25 protein-coding genes are annotated in these 14,023 nt (G+C 70.5%); 10 read left to right on the forward strand and 15 right to left on the reverse strand.

Going from position 1 to position 14,023, the window contains the following annotated elements; translation table 11 throughout:
- Positions 1–44: 44 nt before the first annotated feature.
- The 13 genes from GXW74_RS19875 to GXW74_RS19935 all read right to left on the reverse strand — a co-directional run bounded on the left by GXW74_RS19875 (position 45) and on the right by GXW74_RS19935 (position 8,272).
- Complete coding sequence (locus tag GXW74_RS19875; protein ID WP_211848291.1) at positions 45–554, reverse strand: hypothetical protein; 510 nt, start codon at positions 552–554, stop codon at positions 45–47.
- Positions 554–2,104 carry a hypothetical protein gene (locus GXW74_RS19880; protein WP_211848292.1) on the reverse strand — a complete coding sequence of 517 codons (1,551 nt, stop codon included), beginning with the start codon at positions 2,102–2,104 and terminating at the stop codon, positions 554–556. Before GXW74_RS19880 ends, GXW74_RS19875 begins: the two co-directional genes overlap by 1 nt.
- A gap of 10 nt (positions 2,105–2,114) precedes the next feature.
- Positions 2,115–2,324 carry a hypothetical protein gene (locus GXW74_RS19885; RefSeq protein ID WP_211848293.1) on the reverse strand — a complete coding sequence of 70 codons (210 nt, stop codon included), beginning with the start codon at positions 2,322–2,324 and terminating at the stop codon, positions 2,115–2,117.
- Between the two features lies 1 nt (position 2,325).
- The gene (locus GXW74_RS19890) at positions 2,326–3,000 is read right to left on the reverse strand and encodes a hypothetical protein (protein ID WP_211848294.1); all 675 of its coding nucleotides are present in this window, start codon (positions 2,998–3,000) and stop codon (positions 2,326–2,328) included.
- Positions 3,001–3,181: 181 nt separating this feature from the next.
- Positions 3,182–5,002, reverse strand: a complete 1,821-nt coding sequence (locus GXW74_RS19895) for a toprim domain-containing protein (RefSeq protein ID WP_211848295.1) — start codon at positions 5,000–5,002, stop codon at positions 3,182–3,184.
- Complete coding sequence (locus GXW74_RS19900) at positions 5,002–5,781, reverse strand: hypothetical protein (RefSeq protein ID WP_211848296.1); 780 nt, start codon at positions 5,779–5,781, stop codon at positions 5,002–5,004. Before GXW74_RS19900 ends, GXW74_RS19895 begins: the two co-directional genes overlap by 1 nt.
- Positions 5,781–5,963 carry a hypothetical protein gene (locus GXW74_RS19905; protein WP_211848297.1) on the reverse strand — a complete coding sequence of 61 codons (183 nt, stop codon included), beginning with the start codon at positions 5,961–5,963 and terminating at the stop codon, positions 5,781–5,783. Before GXW74_RS19905 ends, GXW74_RS19900 begins: the two co-directional genes overlap by 1 nt.
- A complete protein-coding gene (locus GXW74_RS19910) occupies positions 5,960–6,340 on the reverse strand; it encodes a hypothetical protein (protein ID WP_211848298.1) in 381 nt (126 codons plus the stop codon). The genes GXW74_RS19905 and GXW74_RS19910 overlap by 4 nt, the downstream gene beginning before the upstream one ends.
- Positions 6,337–6,576 carry a hypothetical protein gene (locus GXW74_RS19915; protein WP_211848299.1) on the reverse strand — a complete coding sequence of 80 codons (240 nt, stop codon included), beginning with the start codon at positions 6,574–6,576 and terminating at the stop codon, positions 6,337–6,339. Before GXW74_RS19915 ends, GXW74_RS19910 begins: the two co-directional genes overlap by 4 nt.
- Positions 6,573–7,046 carry a hypothetical protein gene (locus GXW74_RS19920; RefSeq protein WP_211848300.1) on the reverse strand — a complete coding sequence of 158 codons (474 nt, stop codon included), beginning with the start codon at positions 7,044–7,046 and terminating at the stop codon, positions 6,573–6,575. Before GXW74_RS19920 ends, GXW74_RS19915 begins: the two co-directional genes overlap by 4 nt.
- Positions 7,046–7,594: a hypothetical protein gene (locus GXW74_RS19925; RefSeq protein ID WP_211848301.1), complete on the reverse strand. Its 549-nt coding sequence runs from the start codon at positions 7,592–7,594 to the stop codon at positions 7,046–7,048. Before GXW74_RS19925 ends, GXW74_RS19920 begins: the two co-directional genes overlap by 1 nt.
- Positions 7,595–7,649: 55 nt before the next feature.
- Positions 7,650–7,916 (reverse strand): hypothetical protein, encoded by a 267-nt coding sequence (locus GXW74_RS19930; protein ID WP_211848302.1) that lies wholly within the window; start codon positions 7,914–7,916, stop codon positions 7,650–7,652.
- Complete coding sequence (locus GXW74_RS19935) at positions 7,913–8,272, reverse strand: hypothetical protein (protein ID WP_211848303.1); 360 nt, start codon at positions 8,270–8,272, stop codon at positions 7,913–7,915. Before GXW74_RS19935 ends, GXW74_RS19930 begins: the two co-directional genes overlap by 4 nt.
- 80 nt (positions 8,273–8,352) lie before the next feature.
- Here GXW74_RS19935 and GXW74_RS19940 point away from each other — a divergent pair, with 80 nt between their 5' ends.
- Positions 8,353–8,610 carry a hypothetical protein gene (locus tag GXW74_RS19940; RefSeq protein WP_211848304.1) on the forward strand — a complete coding sequence of 86 codons (258 nt, stop codon included), beginning with the start codon at positions 8,353–8,355 and terminating at the stop codon, positions 8,608–8,610.
- Positions 8,611–8,615: 5 nt separating this feature from the next.
- On the opposite strand, the gene GXW74_RS28775 is transcribed toward GXW74_RS19940, so the two are convergent.
- On the reverse strand, positions 8,616–8,885 hold the full coding sequence (locus GXW74_RS28775) for a carph-isopro domain-containing protein (RefSeq protein ID WP_408903882.1): 270 nt from the start codon (positions 8,883–8,885) through the stop codon (positions 8,616–8,618).
- Between the two features lie 17 nt (positions 8,886–8,902).
- Between GXW74_RS28775 and GXW74_RS19945 the strand changes: the two genes are divergently transcribed.
- The gene (locus GXW74_RS19945; RefSeq protein ID WP_211848305.1) at positions 8,903–9,388 is read left to right on the forward strand and encodes a helix-turn-helix domain-containing protein; all 486 of its coding nucleotides are present in this window, start codon (positions 8,903–8,905) and stop codon (positions 9,386–9,388) included.
- 189 nt (positions 9,389–9,577) lie between these two features.
- Here GXW74_RS19945 and GXW74_RS19950 read toward each other — a convergent pair whose 3' ends face one another.
- A complete protein-coding gene (locus GXW74_RS19950) occupies positions 9,578–9,976 on the reverse strand; it encodes a hypothetical protein (RefSeq protein WP_211848306.1) in 399 nt (132 codons plus the stop codon).
- A 176-nt stretch (positions 9,977–10,152) separates the two neighbouring features.
- Between GXW74_RS19950 and GXW74_RS19955 the strand changes: the two genes are divergently transcribed.
- From GXW74_RS19955 to GXW74_RS19990, 8 genes are all read left to right on the forward strand, one after another.
- On the forward strand, positions 10,153–10,746 hold the full coding sequence (locus tag GXW74_RS19955; RefSeq protein WP_211848307.1) for a hypothetical protein: 594 nt from the start codon (positions 10,153–10,155) through the stop codon (positions 10,744–10,746).
- Positions 10,746–11,000, forward strand: a complete 255-nt coding sequence (locus GXW74_RS19960) for a hypothetical protein (RefSeq protein WP_211848308.1) — start codon at positions 10,746–10,748, stop codon at positions 10,998–11,000. The genes GXW74_RS19955 and GXW74_RS19960 overlap by 1 nt, the downstream gene beginning before the upstream one ends.
- On the forward strand, positions 10,997–11,230 hold the full coding sequence (locus GXW74_RS19965; protein WP_211848309.1) for a hypothetical protein: 234 nt from the start codon (positions 10,997–10,999) through the stop codon (positions 11,228–11,230). Before GXW74_RS19960 ends, GXW74_RS19965 begins: the two co-directional genes overlap by 4 nt.
- A gap of 3 nt (positions 11,231–11,233) precedes the next feature.
- Positions 11,234–11,443, forward strand: a complete 210-nt coding sequence (locus GXW74_RS19970; protein ID WP_211848310.1) for a hypothetical protein — start codon at positions 11,234–11,236, stop codon at positions 11,441–11,443.
- Positions 11,444–11,549: 106 nt separating this feature from the next.
- On the forward strand, positions 11,550–12,506 hold the full coding sequence (locus GXW74_RS19975; RefSeq protein WP_211848311.1) for a PD-(D/E)XK nuclease-like domain-containing protein: 957 nt from the start codon (positions 11,550–11,552) through the stop codon (positions 12,504–12,506).
- Positions 12,503–13,501, forward strand: coding sequence for an AAA family ATPase (locus GXW74_RS19980; RefSeq protein WP_211848312.1), 999 nt, complete (start codon positions 12,503–12,505; stop codon positions 13,499–13,501). Before GXW74_RS19975 ends, GXW74_RS19980 begins: the two co-directional genes overlap by 4 nt.
- Positions 13,498–13,845, forward strand: a complete 348-nt coding sequence (locus GXW74_RS19985) for a hypothetical protein (protein WP_211848313.1) — start codon at positions 13,498–13,500, stop codon at positions 13,843–13,845. Before GXW74_RS19980 ends, GXW74_RS19985 begins: the two co-directional genes overlap by 4 nt.
- On the forward strand, positions 13,842–14,023 hold a 182-nt coding region (locus tag GXW74_RS19990), incomplete at its 3' end, for an NUMOD3 domain-containing DNA-binding protein (RefSeq protein WP_211848314.1). The genes GXW74_RS19985 and GXW74_RS19990, both read left to right, overlap by 4 nt.

The raw sequence follows: 14,023 nt of genomic DNA on the forward strand, positions 1-14,023 counted from the left end.
GCAGCGATTGCGCCCCCCGAAGCCCGCGCCGCCGCGCGTCTTCCTCACGCCGCAGCCGGTCCTCTTCCAGCGCCTTCTCCCGCGCAGCCCGCTCCTGGGCGGCTATCTCCGCCGCACTCGGTTGCGGCGGCGCCGGTGCTGACGGCTTCTTCGCCCCCACGCCAGATCTCCTTCACCCCGGGCATGCGGCGCAACGTCCAGAACAGCCCCCATGGCGTCAACGGAAAGCGCCGCAGCCCGAGCAACGACGCCACCGCCCCCGCGCACGTCACGCAGAACCGCGGTCGCACCACCTCTGCCCCGACATGCGGCACCGACAGCAGCCGAACCTCCCCGAGCTTCGCCCGCAGAAACACGCCGTGCACCGCTTCCGAGGACAGCACCCGCACCAGCGTGCCCTGGAACAGCGGCTCGACACCCACCCAGACGCGCGCCGCCGGATCGAAGCCCATCGCCCAGCAATGCCCAAACCCGCGCGCCAGGAACCGCCCCCACCACGCGCTCGTCGTCGGCTCGAACACCACCATCCAGGAATGCAGCCCGGGCCAAGCCATCACCGCCGCGTCCCCCAGCCCCGATGCCGCCACGTCGCCGCCCGCACCACACGCGCCGGCGCCACCGCCCGGCCCACCGCCGTCCGCTGGAACAGCACCCGGCCCTCGCCACCGCCCAGCACCATGTACTGGAGCGCATCCGCCACATGGCTGAACCGGTTCTTCAGCGGCCGGTCCCCATACCGCTCATCCCCCGTCGCCATCCGCGGGTATGCATATTGGCCATCCAGCCCAGCCGTCAGCACCGGGCAATGCCCCGGATCCACCATGAACGCCGGCCGCCCATCCGCCATCCGCTCCAGCAGCTCCCCCACCGCATCGCGCCGCACCACCCAGTCATTCGTCGGCGCCGGCAGCACCTTCACACCCTCCGCCCGCAGCGACAGGAACGGCGACACGTCATCGCTCTGTTCCATGTTCTCGCCCGCCGGGTCCCCCCAGCACGCCCAATCGAACTCCGGATACCACTGCGCCAGCGACGCCTTCAGCAGCCGCGCGAACGCCCGCGCGCCCATGCTGTCCGTCACGATCTCCCGGAACACCCGCCAGGCGCCGAACACATGCTGCCCAATCGCCGCCGCCGGCGTCCGCCCGAAGTCCACCCCCACCAGCAGCGGATGACCCGCCACCGGCTCCAGCCCCGCCCGCGCATGCACCTCGCGCCGGAAGCCAGGCCACACCGGCTTGCCCGCCTTCCGCGCCCCCGGCTTGTTCCCGAGCTCCGTCTCGATCTCGCCCCGCGTCCGGCCGCCGATCTTCTTCGCGTAGTAGTCGAGCCCCCCCGGCAGATACTGCAGGTTCTCCGCCGCCGGGTTCGGCACATACCCCACCACCTCGCCCGCCGCGTCCCGCTCTTCCAGCACCGCCGGCGGCTGCAACCAGTACTCCCACCCCTCCGGCTTCTGGTACGCCAGCCGCTCCTCCAGCCCCAGCCCCTCCGGCATCGGCGACTGCCCGCTGATGATCGACAACCAGCTCCCAACCTCCGGCGCGTTCGTGTCCCCCAGCATCTGCGGCTCCACGCACCCGCCCGCCGCCAGCGGCGGATACCGCCCCGCACGCTCGAACGCGGCCACCAGGATTTCCCGCGCCATGTACCGGGCCTCGGACACATACACATCGCTCACCTCGAGCGATTTCAGGTCCTCCAGCGACGCCACCGGGTCATCCAGCCCATAGAACAGGATTTCCCAATCCACCCCCGGCATCCGGATGTGGTGCCGCGGCCGGCCCGACAGCGTCGGCTCCCCCCACACATGCGCCGGCATCACCAGCGCCTTCGTCGGCAGCACCGTGTCCTTGATCTGCTTCAGCGTGTTCCTCAGCACCAGCGTCCGCCGATACCGAACCCCCTTCCGAAGCCCCATCCCCCCCGTGCTCGGCGTCTGCCGCAGCAGCGCATTCACCATCAGCGCATGCCACGACGCCGTGCTCTTCCCCGACCCCACCGGACCCTGAACGATCTTCACCGGCGCCCGCGACGCGATGTACGCCTCCAGCACCGCCCCGTCCGGCTCAATCCGGACCGGCGGCACCGACCGAAGATGCACAACGCCATCCTCAGCCACCGCCCGCCTCCAGCAGCCGCTTCTTCGCCATCTCCAGCAGCCACAGCACCTCGCCGCCATCCGCCAGCGACGACGCGAAGTAGAACTCGCCCTCCGCCGTCCAGCCGACCACGACCGCCTTCTCAAGCCCCGCCTCCATCGCGCAGGACAGGACGCGCTCCGCAGGCACATCCAGCCGCGTCACCACCGGCAGGACCACCACCTCACCCATCCGACACCCCAGAATTTTTCCCAGGCAACTTCCGCCCCCCGCGTCGGGCGGGTGACCCGGCGGCGGGGGGGCGCGCGCGGTTTTCGACCCCGGGGGTGCCCTTGGCCGCCCGCGAGCGACCCCGGGGAGGGGGTGCCGATCCGTCCGCCTGCCCACCCTCGCCCTCATCACGGGCGCGGTCTACCCGCGCAACGCCTTGATCCGCTTGGCCTTCCAGCGTCACCGGCTGCGACTGCGCCAGCAGTGCGCCAGCGTCGGTCCGGAAGACGATCTGGATCGCCACTCCCTGCGCCCCGCTCTGGGCCTGCTGCGTGTCGAGACCGCCGATGCGCAACCCGCCGAGCGCTGCATCCAGCCTCACCCGCTCGCTTTTCGCCTTGCGCTCCAGGTGTCGTAACACTGCGAGAGAGCTCGCCGCGTCAACCTGAGCGGCCTCCTGCAGGGCTTGCATGAGGGCGGCTCGGACGGCAGGTCGCTGAAGGGCGCGAGAGGCTTGGATGCGAGCGACCTCGCCTCGTCCGTAGCCTGCGGCGGTTCCGGCCTGTTCACGGGTGAGGGTGGCGCCGCGGGAGGCGGCGTGGACGATGGCCTCGACGAGGCGGTGCTCTTTCTCGGTGAGAGAGCGGTCAGCGTGCGTTTCGCCGGAACGCGCCAGGGCTTGGCTCATGCTGGATGGCTGTCCAGATGGCGAGAGGGCGGCGCAAGGGGGAATAGTGATCCGCGCGCGCGAAGCGCTGTCCAGATGGCGAAAAGTGCTGTCAAGCGGATGATGTTGTGGATTTGTCTATGAATGTGGCTGTGGGCGTTGTGTGGTGCGGTGTGCCCAATCCTGAGACGGGCGGACATGGTCACGCCGCGGGCTCCATGTCGTAGCCGCCGAGCGGGGTGCTGAAACGGCCGGTCACGTGATCGAAGTCCAGCGCGACGCTGGTGCCGCGGCGGCCCCACCGCCGGAAGCGCGCTTTGGTGACGAAAACCTTGCCCTCGTGGACGGTCAGCCCGAGGTCCGCCTTGTTCGCCCAATGGGCACTGCCTGCTATGGACAGGAGCGACGGCGGGTCCACCTTCTCGCCGGGCCGCAGAGGTGGCGGCTTGGCTGGATGGGCCAGTACCCAGACATTGACGCCATGCCGCAGGCCGAAGGCGCGGAGGCGCTGGAGCGCCCGGCCGATGTGGTCCGTCTCGCTCTCGCCGCGGCGGTCGAAGCTCAGCTCGTTCCACGGGTCGATGAGGAGATCGGTCACGCCGTGCTGGAGTACGGCCGCACGGGTGCGCTCCAGCACCCAATCTAGCGTCGGCGCGGCATCCTCACTGTCCGGGACGAGCATGATCAGGCGGTCGCCGAGCCACCATTCCGCGTCGGCGAGCTCGCTGTCTGTCATGCCGGCCATCTGCGGGCCGCCTCGGAATGGCTTGCCGGTAAGCACCTCGGCGCAGCGCGCGGCGTACTCCTGCCATGGGAGCATTTCCGGCGAGAACACGGCGAAGCGGCGCCCGTGCTCGCGCATGACGTGGATCATGCTGAAGGTGGCGAAGGCGGTCTTGCCCTGGTTGGGGTACCCGGTGATGACGATGATCCGACCGTCGCCTGGGAACCGGAACACCTTGTCGCCGGCGCCGGTACCGGTGCTGAGCACGGGTGGCGGGGGCGCGGCGCGGTGCGCAAGCAGGGTGCCCGTAACGACGCGCTGCACGCCGGCCATCGGGTATGGCTGGGCCGCCTCGATGCACTCGCGGACCCGTTCGGGCCCGTGCTGCCGGAGCGTGTCGTTGCAGTCCTTGCAGCCCTCCGGCCAAGTGACGATCCAGCAGCGGTGCTTGCCGAGCCGGCGGGCAAGCTCCTCGCGCAGCACGCGGCCGGGCTCATCCATGTCGCCGGCCAGGATGAACTTCGCCACCTCGGCGAGCAGGTCGGCATGGGTGTCTAGCGCGGCGAACCGCTTGTCGTCGCGGCGCTTGGGGTCATCCTCGTCACGGAGCTGCGCTGGCGCGCCGTCGCGGAGGGAGACGATCTGCCGATAGCCCGCTTCGTGGGCCGCCATCACATCGGGCTCGCCCTCGACCCAGACGACCACGTCGGGGCTCGTCACTGCGTCGATGTTGAACAGGGTCGGCAAGGTGCCGGGGTCCTGGGCGTGGTTCTTGTCGCGGTCGCGGTACTTGTGGCCCACCACCTCGCCGCGCCAGCGGTATGGGAAGACGATGGCGGGCCGCTCCTCCTGCGCCTGGGGGAACCATGCGGGCGCGACGAACAGCCCGAATGCGTCCACCGTCTCGGCGCTGATGCCGCGCTCCTCAGCCCAGCGGTACAGCGTCTCGGGGCGGGCAATGGCCTCGGGCTGGTACTGCCGGGGCGGCTTCGCCGGCTCGCGCTGCCGCTGTACGCCGCTTCGCGGCGCGGCGATGCGCCCGCTGCCAGGCACGATGGCGCTGCCGGGACACTTGCCGCGATGGCACTGCCACACCGCGCCGGCGCCGTCATCGTCCACGTGCAGCGACAGGGAGGCCTCGCGCGTGGTTCCGCCGCCGCAGGCCGGGCACAGGAGCTTGACCGTGCCGCCCGGCGAGGGGAGCTGCGCACGGCCGAGCGCGATGCCGGCCTCGGCGAGGATGTCGGGGAGGCTGTCCCCGACGAGAAACGGCCTGGACGGGTCTGGACGGTAGGCCATCAGACCGGCATCCCACCTGAGAAGCGGATTTCGTCCTGCGGTGGCGGTCGGCGTGGCAGGCGCTCGACCTCGGTCCGGCACCAGTTCCGCCAGGTCGCTGGCCAGTCGAGCTTCGCGCCGTCCTTGCCGGCCTTGGCGTGCCAGTAGTCGCGGAACCGCTCGGCCACGGCGTCGGGATCGAGGCCGAGCTGCCGGGCGAAGGCGCGTTCGCGGTCACTGGGCTGCCAGTCGGGCGGCAGGCGGGTTCCTCGTCGGGCCGCAGGCGGGTCTTTCTTTGACCCCGAACGAAGTGAGGGGGTTTCTTTCTCTTCTCTCCATCCTCCATCCTCCATCTGCGGAGCGATTTCCGACTTTTGCGGAACCAGAGGCCCATCAGGTGGCGCCGGTGGGGAACTCCCTCCGGCGTCATCGTCATCCGGTTCCGAACTCGCCCCTCTTGAGCCGAGGTAGGTTCGGAACTCATCTGGGATGGGGTGAAGCGAGTTCGGCTTCTTGGGGCGCTGGAATTTGGCAAAGTTCCGAACCGCTCCGTACTGCCGGCCGTCCACGGTGTAGGCCCGGATCATGTCAGCGGCGACGAGTTCCGCCAGCAGGGCGGGCACATCGACATTGTCCACCGGCAGAATGCGCATCTTGAGAGTGACGGGTTTCCACTCGAACGCCCCCTGGTCGTCGCATTCGGTCCAAATGCCGATCCACAGGATGCGCGCGAGCGGCGAGACGGTGACGAAAGCCTCGTCCGTGAACAGTCCTGGGTGGACGCTGCGAATGCGGGCCATCAGACGCGAGGCTCCCTACGGTGCAGGATGAACAGGGCTTGGCAGTCGCCCCAGGTGAGGCAGTCCGGGCCGCGCCGCGCGGCATCGGTGACGAAGTCGGGGGCTGGCGGATCGCCAGCGCCGATAAGGTCAAGCGCGCATTCCCACGCGCGGCGCGCCACGATGAGAGGGACGGCCTTCATCGCCCATCTCCCTCCGCCCAGATCGTGCTGCCGCGCTGCCGCTTGCCGCGCAGGTAGCGCAGGTAGCGCAGGTTGTTGCGAAATGACTTCCGCACCGGTCTGGCCTTCATGCCTGCCGATGCGGCGGTGATGGCAGGGGTGTCGGGCAGGATCGTCACGATGATGGCCGTGTCCGGCGCCCAGACGACGCGCACGGGGACCTCGCCGACGCTGGCCAGCCAGATTTCCTTGCCGCCCGGCCTCGTGGCGAGCAGCAGGGCGCGGCGCTCGACGACGGCGAGCAGGAGGGCGTTCCATTCGTCGCGGCGGAGGGTCCGGCCGAGGCGCTGGCGGGCGCGCTCGATGGCGTGGTCGGTGACGTGCGGGATGTCGCTCATCGGACGGCTCGCTCCCGCTGCTCGCGCCGGTATTCCTCCCGCCAGCGGAGCACCCGGGCGCGCTCGCGGCCCGTGCGGGCCTTGGCGACGATCTCGCGGCGGCGGGCGCGGCGTTCGAGGATGGCTTGGGCGATATGCGACCACCACGCGCCGGCGGCGCGGCAGTCCCAGACGAACTGGTCCTCCCAGCGGGAGAGACGGATGCGGCCGGCGTTGACGTCCTCCCAGAAGGTCATGGAGGAGCCCCCAGCGCATGGTGCAGCAGGACCATGGCGTCCGCCGCGTTGTCGTCGGCGGGGTCGAAGCCGTTGCCGCGGCACCAAGCCATGACGGCCTCCTTCGCTTCGGACCGACCGCCGAAGCGCGCGCGGCCCAGGACGGAACGCCGCGCCACGTCGGCACGGACCAGGCTCGCCGGCAGGCTGCGGCGATAGGCGAGCAGCAGGAGCACTGCATGCAGGCCGAACTGGTGCTCGGCCGTGCGGCCATGCGTCTGTGCTTGGACGGGCAGCGGCGCCTCGGCGACAATCCGGCTGGGCTGGTGCAGGTCCAGCAGATCGGCCACGGCATCGACGCAGGCGGCGAACACCGCGCCGGGCTCGCGGCCGACCAGGTGCACCACGCCGCATTGCGCGCGCCGGCCGGGCGCGCCGAACGCCCAGCCAAGCCGTGTCGCCAGGTCGAGGGCGAGGACGCCGCCGGCCATCACGCGGCGGGCCGGTCTTCCGGGTGGCCGCCCTTGCCCTTCCGGCCCTTCTTCGGCGTCCCGGTCCGCAGCCCCTCGACGATGTCCGCCTGGCCGCGGGCCCAGCCGGCATCCCACCGCGCGGCGAACAGCGTGCCGGGGGGATAGGGGTTGGCGTCGCGCGCCGCGCCGGAATGGCCTTCGTCGTAGCCCGCCTCCTCGGCGGCCCATTCCGCATGCTGGGCGGTGGCCTTCTCGGATGGCTTCTGGTCGTCGGTCGCGCCGAACAGCTCCGCCTGCGTGCCGAGCGGCTTGCCCATCCATTCGGAGTAGCGGGAGAGATTGCGGAACCGCTGCGCTATGGTCGCGCTCTCCATCCGCGACAGCACCAGCGCCTCATCCATGTCGGCGAGGGCGACGCCGGCCGCCTTGGCGCGCTTCCGGGCAGCCTTGCGCAGGTCGCGCGCCTTCTCGAGCTGCCGATCCGCCTCGACACAGGCGCGCAGGTGTTCGAGGAACTGCTCGGGCTCGATAGTCGGGGGACCGTTGGTCTTGCTCTTGCGGGCCATGCGGCTCTCCATGTCAGCGCCGCGCCGCCGCCCGCGGCGCAGCAGGGCGTGCAGGTCAGTCGGGCGGCTGGACGAAGACGATCCGCGCGTGGTCGGCGCACCAGGCGCATCCGGGCGCGGCGACCGGAGCGGCGCAGAACAGCGGCGGCCGGCCGGTTTGCAGGATCCACCTGCAGGTGGCGTACCGGGTGCCCGCGATGGGCTGCATGTTGATCAGGGTGAGGGGATCGAGCCGGCGATGCCGCTGGCGTTGCGCCTCGGAGGTGCGCAGGCGCTGCAGCGTGCTGTGGCGATGCGGATATTCCCAGACCGCCGCCTTCACAGCGCGAGCCGTCCCTGGCGGCGCGGCGGGGCCGGGGGCTTGAGGTGGAGGACGGGCCGGATGGCCTTGCGGGCCTTGCTGCGCGCGCGCCGGTGCCGCTCCAGGTCGGCGGCGAGCCGCGCGGCTTCCTCGGCGTGCATGGCGGCCTTGGCGCGACGGATCGCGTCGGCCTCGTGCGCCTGGACGGAGGCGGCCTCGCCCCACCAGTAGGCCTCGATGCGGCGGGTGGAGAGGCCGAGCCGGGAGGCGGCCAGATGGACGGCGCGCTTGACGCTGCCGGACTGCGCGCGCTCGGCGCGCACGATGGCGCGGACGGCCTCCGTGCACTCCTCCAAGACAGCGCGCGCGGGGTTCATGCCCGTGCTCCGGGGCGGGCGGCCCGGTGACGGATGCCGGCGCCGTGATAGCGTCCCTGCGCCCGGAGGAGGGGCAGGGAATGAAGCTCACGATGATCCTCGCCGCGATGGCGGTGGCTGTGGGGGGGTGCCAGACGCCGGAGGAACGCTTGGCCGGCTACCGGGATCGGTGCCAGCGCGAATACGGCTTCACGCCGGGCACCGACGCCTTCGGGAACTGCCTGATGCAGCAGGAGAACCAGCGGCAGCGGCGCATCGACGCGGTGCTGGCTGCACCGGCGCCTGTGACCCCGGCCCCGCAGCCGATCTTCATCCCGCCGGTCTACGTGCCGCGATGAGCGCATCACACCACCCCAGCAGCCGGTTGACCTGCCGTCGCCGGGCGACGACCGCGAGGCAGTGGCGGTACAGCCTGTTTGGGCTTGCCTTTCGCGAGCACCTCAAGCGTCACGCCCAACATGCCTTGCCTGGCCGCGAGCGCCGCGACCTGGACCCACGCAGAGGGCGGGATGCCGTGGCGACGCCAATCAGAGATGCGGCTGCGATGCCGCCCGACCCCCCGCGCGACAGCGTCTATGCCGCCCAGGCGGGCGATGATCTCCGTATGGTCCATGCGCGAGAGTTAGCGCGATGATCGCGCAAATTCAACCGCAGTCTTCACCGTGGAATTGCGCGGCCAGCGCTTCTATTCCGAGACGCATGGTCAAGGCGGCTGATTTCGAGCCTGAGGAAGCGCTCAAGATCCAAGAGCAGCAGGGCCAGCGCCTGACCCGCTTGCGCGCCCGCCTCGGGTTCGATCAGAACGACGCAGCCAAGCTGGGAATGATCGACAGAGACGCATGGGGCCGGATGGAGCGAGGCACAGCCAAGATCAATCCGATCGCGCTGCACCGCTTCATCGCGGCGGTCACGGCCACCGGCGCGGGCGTGACCGCGGAATACGTCATCACCGGCAGGTTGGTTGGCTTAGACGACGACCTAATTCGCGAGCTGCTTGAGGCCGAGGCACTTGAGAAGCACGGGCTTCCAGTGGACACCGCTTTGTCCACGGGGAAGAAGCCTCGGGGCAGGAAGCGGCGAAAAAGCATGCACGGCACACCCACTTCGGGGCTGTGAACCGCAGTTCTTTACCCTCGTTCATGGCCCCTCCCGCTGCGTGAACATACAGAGAACATGCCGGCCGCGGGCACGCCATGCAAGGATGATTTCCTAGACGCCATGAGACACAATGCCTAGTAGGAGGCGGAGACGGCGGGCACTACACAGCCCAGAGTTTCGGCGCCGCCACCAGGCGGTGAGGGTGGCCTAAGCCTCCAGCCCGCGCAGGTACCAGGCGACAGCCGCCAAGCATGCGCCGATCACCCCGAGCACTAGCCCCAGATCGCGCGTGGTGTCGTAGCGGTCGGACGAGATGGCGAAGAGCGCGCCGACTGCCAGTGCAGCCCCGCCAATAGCGAGCAGGCCTCGCGCCAGTTTCGCCGTGTCGTATTCGGCTCTGCCCTCCTCCGCGGTCACTCGCCTCGCGCTCAGGAAGGCCGCAATAACAGCACCGGCCGGAAGCCCCAGAGCGGCGATCCACATCCAATCTTCGGCCTGCGGATAACCGCTGCTCAGGCGGTAGAGCGTTCCCGAAGTGGCCCGCCCGATTGCCCTCGCAAGCAGCAACAGCACCACGGAAAGGCCTATCCCCAGCACCGTCTTCATTGCTTGCTCCGTGATCTGCCGGATCAGAAGCTAACTCGTCCCCTCGCGGAGCTGGGAGCGGTCGCGAGCGAGGGCCGATTGGGCGTGCACCATAAAAGTGCGTTCATCACGCTTTTTAGTCTTGATTTTGCGCGATGATCGCTCTTATCTCCCCTCCACCCCAAGGAGGAGCGGAGATGCCGCAGATCGACACAGCGAGGCTCCAGCAGATCGAGGGCGTCCCGCTCTCGACCGGGGCGCACGATCCCGACAGCGGCGCGATGTGCGTCATGGAGGCGGTCGCCTTCGTCGCCGGCGAGCCGTGGTCGGATAGCCCCGCCTGTGCCTGCCCCGTGATTGCGGCGTTCTGCCGCGCCTGGAACGACGGTCTGCCGGATGATGAGCGCAACGCGCTTCTTCGGCCGCTGATCCCTCGGCTGGTCGGCACGCGCGGAAGCCGGGCGCTGGAGCATCGCCGCGCGCTGATGGCCGCGGACTATCTGGTGCGCGAGCACACGTCGGCATGGCTGCGGCTCGCCGGGCTGACCACGCAGGCGGACGCGCTCTCGTCGCTGCCGGAGATCACCGACATGGCGCAGGTGCCGAGCATTCGCGGCGCGATCGAAGCGGCGCGGGCTGATGCGATGAAGGCCAGGGACGCCGCCAGGGCCGCCGCCTGGGCCGCCGCCAGGGACGCCGCCTGGGACGCGCTCGCCCCGACGCGCCTCGTGCTGCAGCAGTCCGCGGTGCGGCTGGTCGAGCGGATGATCGAGGCGAGGGAGCCCGCGTGATGGCCGCCGCCAGAGCGGAGGCCGAAGCGCGCGTGCGGCTGGCCGAGGACGAGCTCTATCGCGTCCAGCAGGCCGACGACTTCGCCTTCACGAACGGCTCCTACGACCGCGCGCTGCGCTGCCTGCGCGAGGCGCGCCAGGCGCTCACCGACGTTCTGGCCGACGAGGCCGCCCGCATGGCGCGCGAGGTCTCCGCGACCTGCTCGGCCATCAGCACCGACCTCAGCCGCATCAAGAAGGAGGTGTCCCTGTGACACTCGATCTGTCCCCCAATCAGCCGACCGAGGACGCAGCGGCGCCGGGCAGCGATGCCGGCCCTGCGCTCGCCGTGATCGCGACGCTGGTCACCACGAATGGCGTCGTCGTGCAGGTGGGCGAGCGCCCGGATGGTGCGCTCGTGCTCTCCCCGAACGGCAACCGCCTGCCGCTGGTCTTCGACCGGCATCAGGCCGGCGCGCTGCGCTCGGTGCTGGCGGAGGGCTGAGCGATGAGCGCGGTCCTGCACAACCTCCCGGTGTCCGACTACACGCGGTTGCTCGCTGCGCTGACCGCGATCGTGGTGCGCTGCGATGACCTCGACGCGCTGGCGGCGGCGGATGGCGCCGTGGACCGGCAGCAGGTGCGCATCGACAGCGCGCGCATCCGGCATCTGGCCGACGAGGCGCGCAGGCTGGTGGTGGCGAGGCTGCCGTCATGAGCCTGTATGCGCAGATGATCGTGCTCGGCCTGCTCTCCATGCTCGGCTGGGCGATCGTCATCATCCTGCTGCTCGGCGGCTATCGCCTGCTCGGCGGGGGGTGCCTGTGACCTACATCACCTCGCCCGGCCTCTACGAGATGCCGGCGGCGCGCTACCACGCCGATCCTGTCGCGCAGCTCTCCCTCTCGGCGAGCATCGCGCACATCCTGCTGTCGCAGAGCCCGGCGCATGCGCGGTGGGCGCACCCCCGGCTCAACCCGTCCTGGCAGGACAGCGAGCCGACCACGCAGCAGGACGAGGGCACGGCGCTGCATGCCGCGATCCTCGAAAACCGCGGCGTGGTCGCCCTGTGCGACTTCCCGGACTGGCGGAAGAAGGAGGCGCAGGAAGCGCGCCGGCTCGCGCGCGAGACGGGGAAGGTGCCGATCCTCGCCCATCGGTGGGCCGAGATCGAAGGCACGGCTGCCGCTGTGCGGGCTGCGCTGCGGGGCCACGAGGTCGGCGATGTGCTGGCCTCGGGTGTCGCCGAGCGCGTGATGGTCTGGCGCGAGGATACCGCAGCCGGCCCGGTCTGGTGCCGTTCCCGCGTGGACTGGCTGCGCGCCACCACCGCGCCCATTGGCTACGTCTGGGACCTCAAGACGGTCGGTGGGTCTGCCGAGCCCGGCGCCTGGGGCAAGAAGCTGACGAGCGACGGCTATGCCTTGCAGGCGGCGTTCTACCTGCGCGGCGCGCGGGCGCTCGGGCTGGAACCGAGCGGGTTCCGCTTCATCGTCGTCGAGCGGGATGCGCCGCATGGCGTGTCGGTCTGCGAATGCGCGCCGGACCTGATGCACTTCGCCGAGCAGCAGGCGCGGGCCGCGCTGGAACTGTGGGGGCAATGCATCCACAGCGGCGAGTGGCCGTCCTACCCGCCGCGCGTCGCAGCGGTCGAGGCGCCGTCCTGGGCGATGATGCAGTGGGAGGAGCGCGCCCTTCGCGTCGAGCGCGAGACGAAGGCGAAGCCCTTCTACATGCCGGAGAGCCAGCGCGTGGTGAACTCGGGAGCACCGTTCGCATGACCGCCTCCTTCTCCTTCCGGCCGGCGAGCCGCGAGAATGTCGGCCTGCTGATCGCGCTGGCGGGCGCCTCTGGGTCCGGCAAGACCTTCTCCGCGCTGCGTCTGGCCCGCGGCCTCTCCGGCGGCGGCAAGGTCGCCTTCATCGACACCGAGGCACGGCGCGCCCTGCATTACGCCGACCGCTTCGACTTCCTCCATGCCGATATGCGCCCGCCCTTCCGGCCCGCGCGCTTCGTCGAGGCGATCCGCGCCGCAGAGGACGCCGGCGCCTCCGTCGTCATCGTGGACAGCATGAGCCACGAGTATGACGGCGAGGGCGGCATCATGGATTGGGCCGACGAGCTGGCGGCCAACGGCGTTAAGTCGCCGGGCAACTGGAAGGACCCGAAGCTCGCCCACAAGAAGCTGATGAACGCGCTGCTTCAGATGCGCGCGCATCTCATCTTCTGCCTGCGTGCCGACGAGAAGATCGAGATCGTCCGCGAGGGCGGCAAGACCCTGGTGCGACCCCTCGGCTGGATGCCGATCTGCGAGAAGCGCTTCATGTTCGAGATGACGGCGTCCTTCACGCTGATCCCGAGCGCGCCGGGCCTGCCGCAGTTCGACCTGCCCCACAAGCTACAGGAACAGCACCGCGGGATGTTTCCCGCCGGGCGCACGATCGGCGAGGATGCCGGCGAAGCGCTGCGCGCATGGGCCGCCGGTGGAGCCGCACCGCCCGCGGCGCCGGCCGACGATCAGCTCCCGCTGCTGGCCCCAGACGGCCGGCTGGTCGCGGTGCGCAAGGCCGTGTGGCTGGCCGCCATCGGCAAGGCGCTGGGCGGCCTTGAGGACCTGAGCGCCGTCAGCCAGTGGCGCGCGGCGATGGGTCCGCACCTAGGCAGCATCGCGGAGGCTGGCGACGCCGATCTGGTGCGGCAGGCGGAGGACCTGATCGAGCGTCGGCGCGCATCGTTCGCCGACGACCACCCCGGCGCGACGAGGGACGGGGCATGAGCGGCCAACCCGACACGAATGCGGAGGCGGTGGAGCGGCTGGCCGCGTTGTTGGACGGGATGGCGGAGCGCGGAGATTGCGCAGGCCCGCCAATCTGTCGCTGGACCGCGGCAGCGCTGCGCGCACTCGCCGCAGAGCGCGATCGGCTGAAGAGCCTGATCGCCGGCATGCTGCCTCATCTGATCCTCGACACCGAGAGCATGGTGCAATGCCAGACGGCGATCTATCGGAGATGGACGGTCGGCGATCCGTTGCCGCCAGACCTCGACGATTTGCTGCCCGAGGCGCGGGATCGATCTGCGCTGATCCTGGAGGCCCGCGCCGCGCTCGGAGACGCGCCATGAGTGACGTTGTGCAGCCCCCGCGCCGCCGGGGCAGGCCGCCCGGCACGAGGCTGTCGGATGAGACGCGCGCGCGCATGTCGGAGGCGAGCAAGCGCGCCCTCGCAGACCCCGAGGTCCGCGCGCGCATGTCGGAGGCGAGCAAGCGCGCCCTCGCAGACCCCGAGGTCCGCGCGCGCAT

The organism is Neoroseomonas eburnea (assembly GCF_018129005.1).
In the GTDB taxonomy this organism is placed as follows: domain Bacteria; phylum Pseudomonadota; class Alphaproteobacteria; order Acetobacterales; family Acetobacteraceae; genus Neoroseomonas; species Neoroseomonas eburnea.

Excerpts from the sequence above, each read along its gene's own strand:
- GXW74_RS19980 (WP_211848312.1), top strand. The coding sequence starts at position 12,503 with ATGACCGCCTCCTTCTCCTTCCGGCCGGCGAGCCGCGAGAATGTCGGC.
- GXW74_RS19920 (WP_211848300.1), bottom strand. The coding sequence starts at position 7,046 with ATGGCCGGCGGCGTCCTCGCCCTCGACCTGGCGACACGGCTTGGCTGG.
- GXW74_RS19875 (WP_211848291.1), bottom strand. The coding sequence starts at position 554 with ATGGCTTGGCCCGGGCTGCATTCCTGGATGGTGGTGTTCGAGCCGACG.
- GXW74_RS19925 (WP_211848301.1), bottom strand. The coding sequence starts at position 7,594 with ATGGCCCGCAAGAGCAAGACCAACGGTCCCCCGACTATCGAGCCCGAG.
- GXW74_RS19935 (WP_211848303.1), bottom strand. The coding sequence starts at position 8,272 with ATGAACCCCGCGCGCGCTGTCTTGGAGGAGTGCACGGAGGCCGTCCGC.
- GXW74_RS19940 (WP_211848304.1), top strand. The coding sequence starts at position 8,353 with ATGAAGCTCACGATGATCCTCGCCGCGATGGCGGTGGCTGTGGGGGGG.
- GXW74_RS19910 (WP_211848298.1), bottom strand. The coding sequence starts at position 6,340 with ATGAGCGACATCCCGCACGTCACCGACCACGCCATCGAGCGCGCCCGC.
- GXW74_RS19915 (WP_211848299.1), bottom strand. The coding sequence starts at position 6,576 with ATGACCTTCTGGGAGGACGTCAACGCCGGCCGCATCCGTCTCTCCCGC.
- GXW74_RS19890 (WP_211848294.1), bottom strand. The coding sequence starts at position 3,000 with ATGAGCCAAGCCCTGGCGCGTTCCGGCGAAACGCACGCTGACCGCTCT.
- GXW74_RS28775 (WP_408903882.1), bottom strand. The coding sequence starts at position 8,885 with ATGGACCATACGGAGATCATCGCCCGCCTGGGCGGCATAGACGCTGTC.
- GXW74_RS19895 (WP_211848295.1), bottom strand. The coding sequence starts at position 5,002 with ATGGCCTACCGTCCAGACCCGTCCAGGCCGTTTCTCGTCGGGGACAGC.
- GXW74_RS19950 (WP_211848306.1), bottom strand. The coding sequence starts at position 9,976 with ATGAAGACGGTGCTGGGGATAGGCCTTTCCGTGGTGCTGTTGCTGCTT.
- GXW74_RS19955 (WP_211848307.1), top strand. The coding sequence starts at position 10,153 with ATGCCGCAGATCGACACAGCGAGGCTCCAGCAGATCGAGGGCGTCCCG.
- GXW74_RS19970 (WP_211848310.1), top strand. The coding sequence starts at position 11,234 with ATGAGCGCGGTCCTGCACAACCTCCCGGTGTCCGACTACACGCGGTTG.
- GXW74_RS19960 (WP_211848308.1), top strand. The coding sequence starts at position 10,746 with ATGGCCGCCGCCAGAGCGGAGGCCGAAGCGCGCGTGCGGCTGGCCGAG.
- GXW74_RS19905 (WP_211848297.1), bottom strand. The coding sequence starts at position 5,963 with ATGAAGGCCGTCCCTCTCATCGTGGCGCGCCGCGCGTGGGAATGCGCG.
- GXW74_RS19985 (WP_211848313.1), top strand. The coding sequence starts at position 13,498 with ATGAGCGGCCAACCCGACACGAATGCGGAGGCGGTGGAGCGGCTGGCC.
- GXW74_RS19945 (WP_211848305.1), top strand. The coding sequence starts at position 8,903 with ATGATCGCGCAAATTCAACCGCAGTCTTCACCGTGGAATTGCGCGGCC.
- GXW74_RS19900 (WP_211848296.1), bottom strand. The coding sequence starts at position 5,781 with ATGGCCCGCATTCGCAGCGTCCACCCAGGACTGTTCACGGACGAGGCT.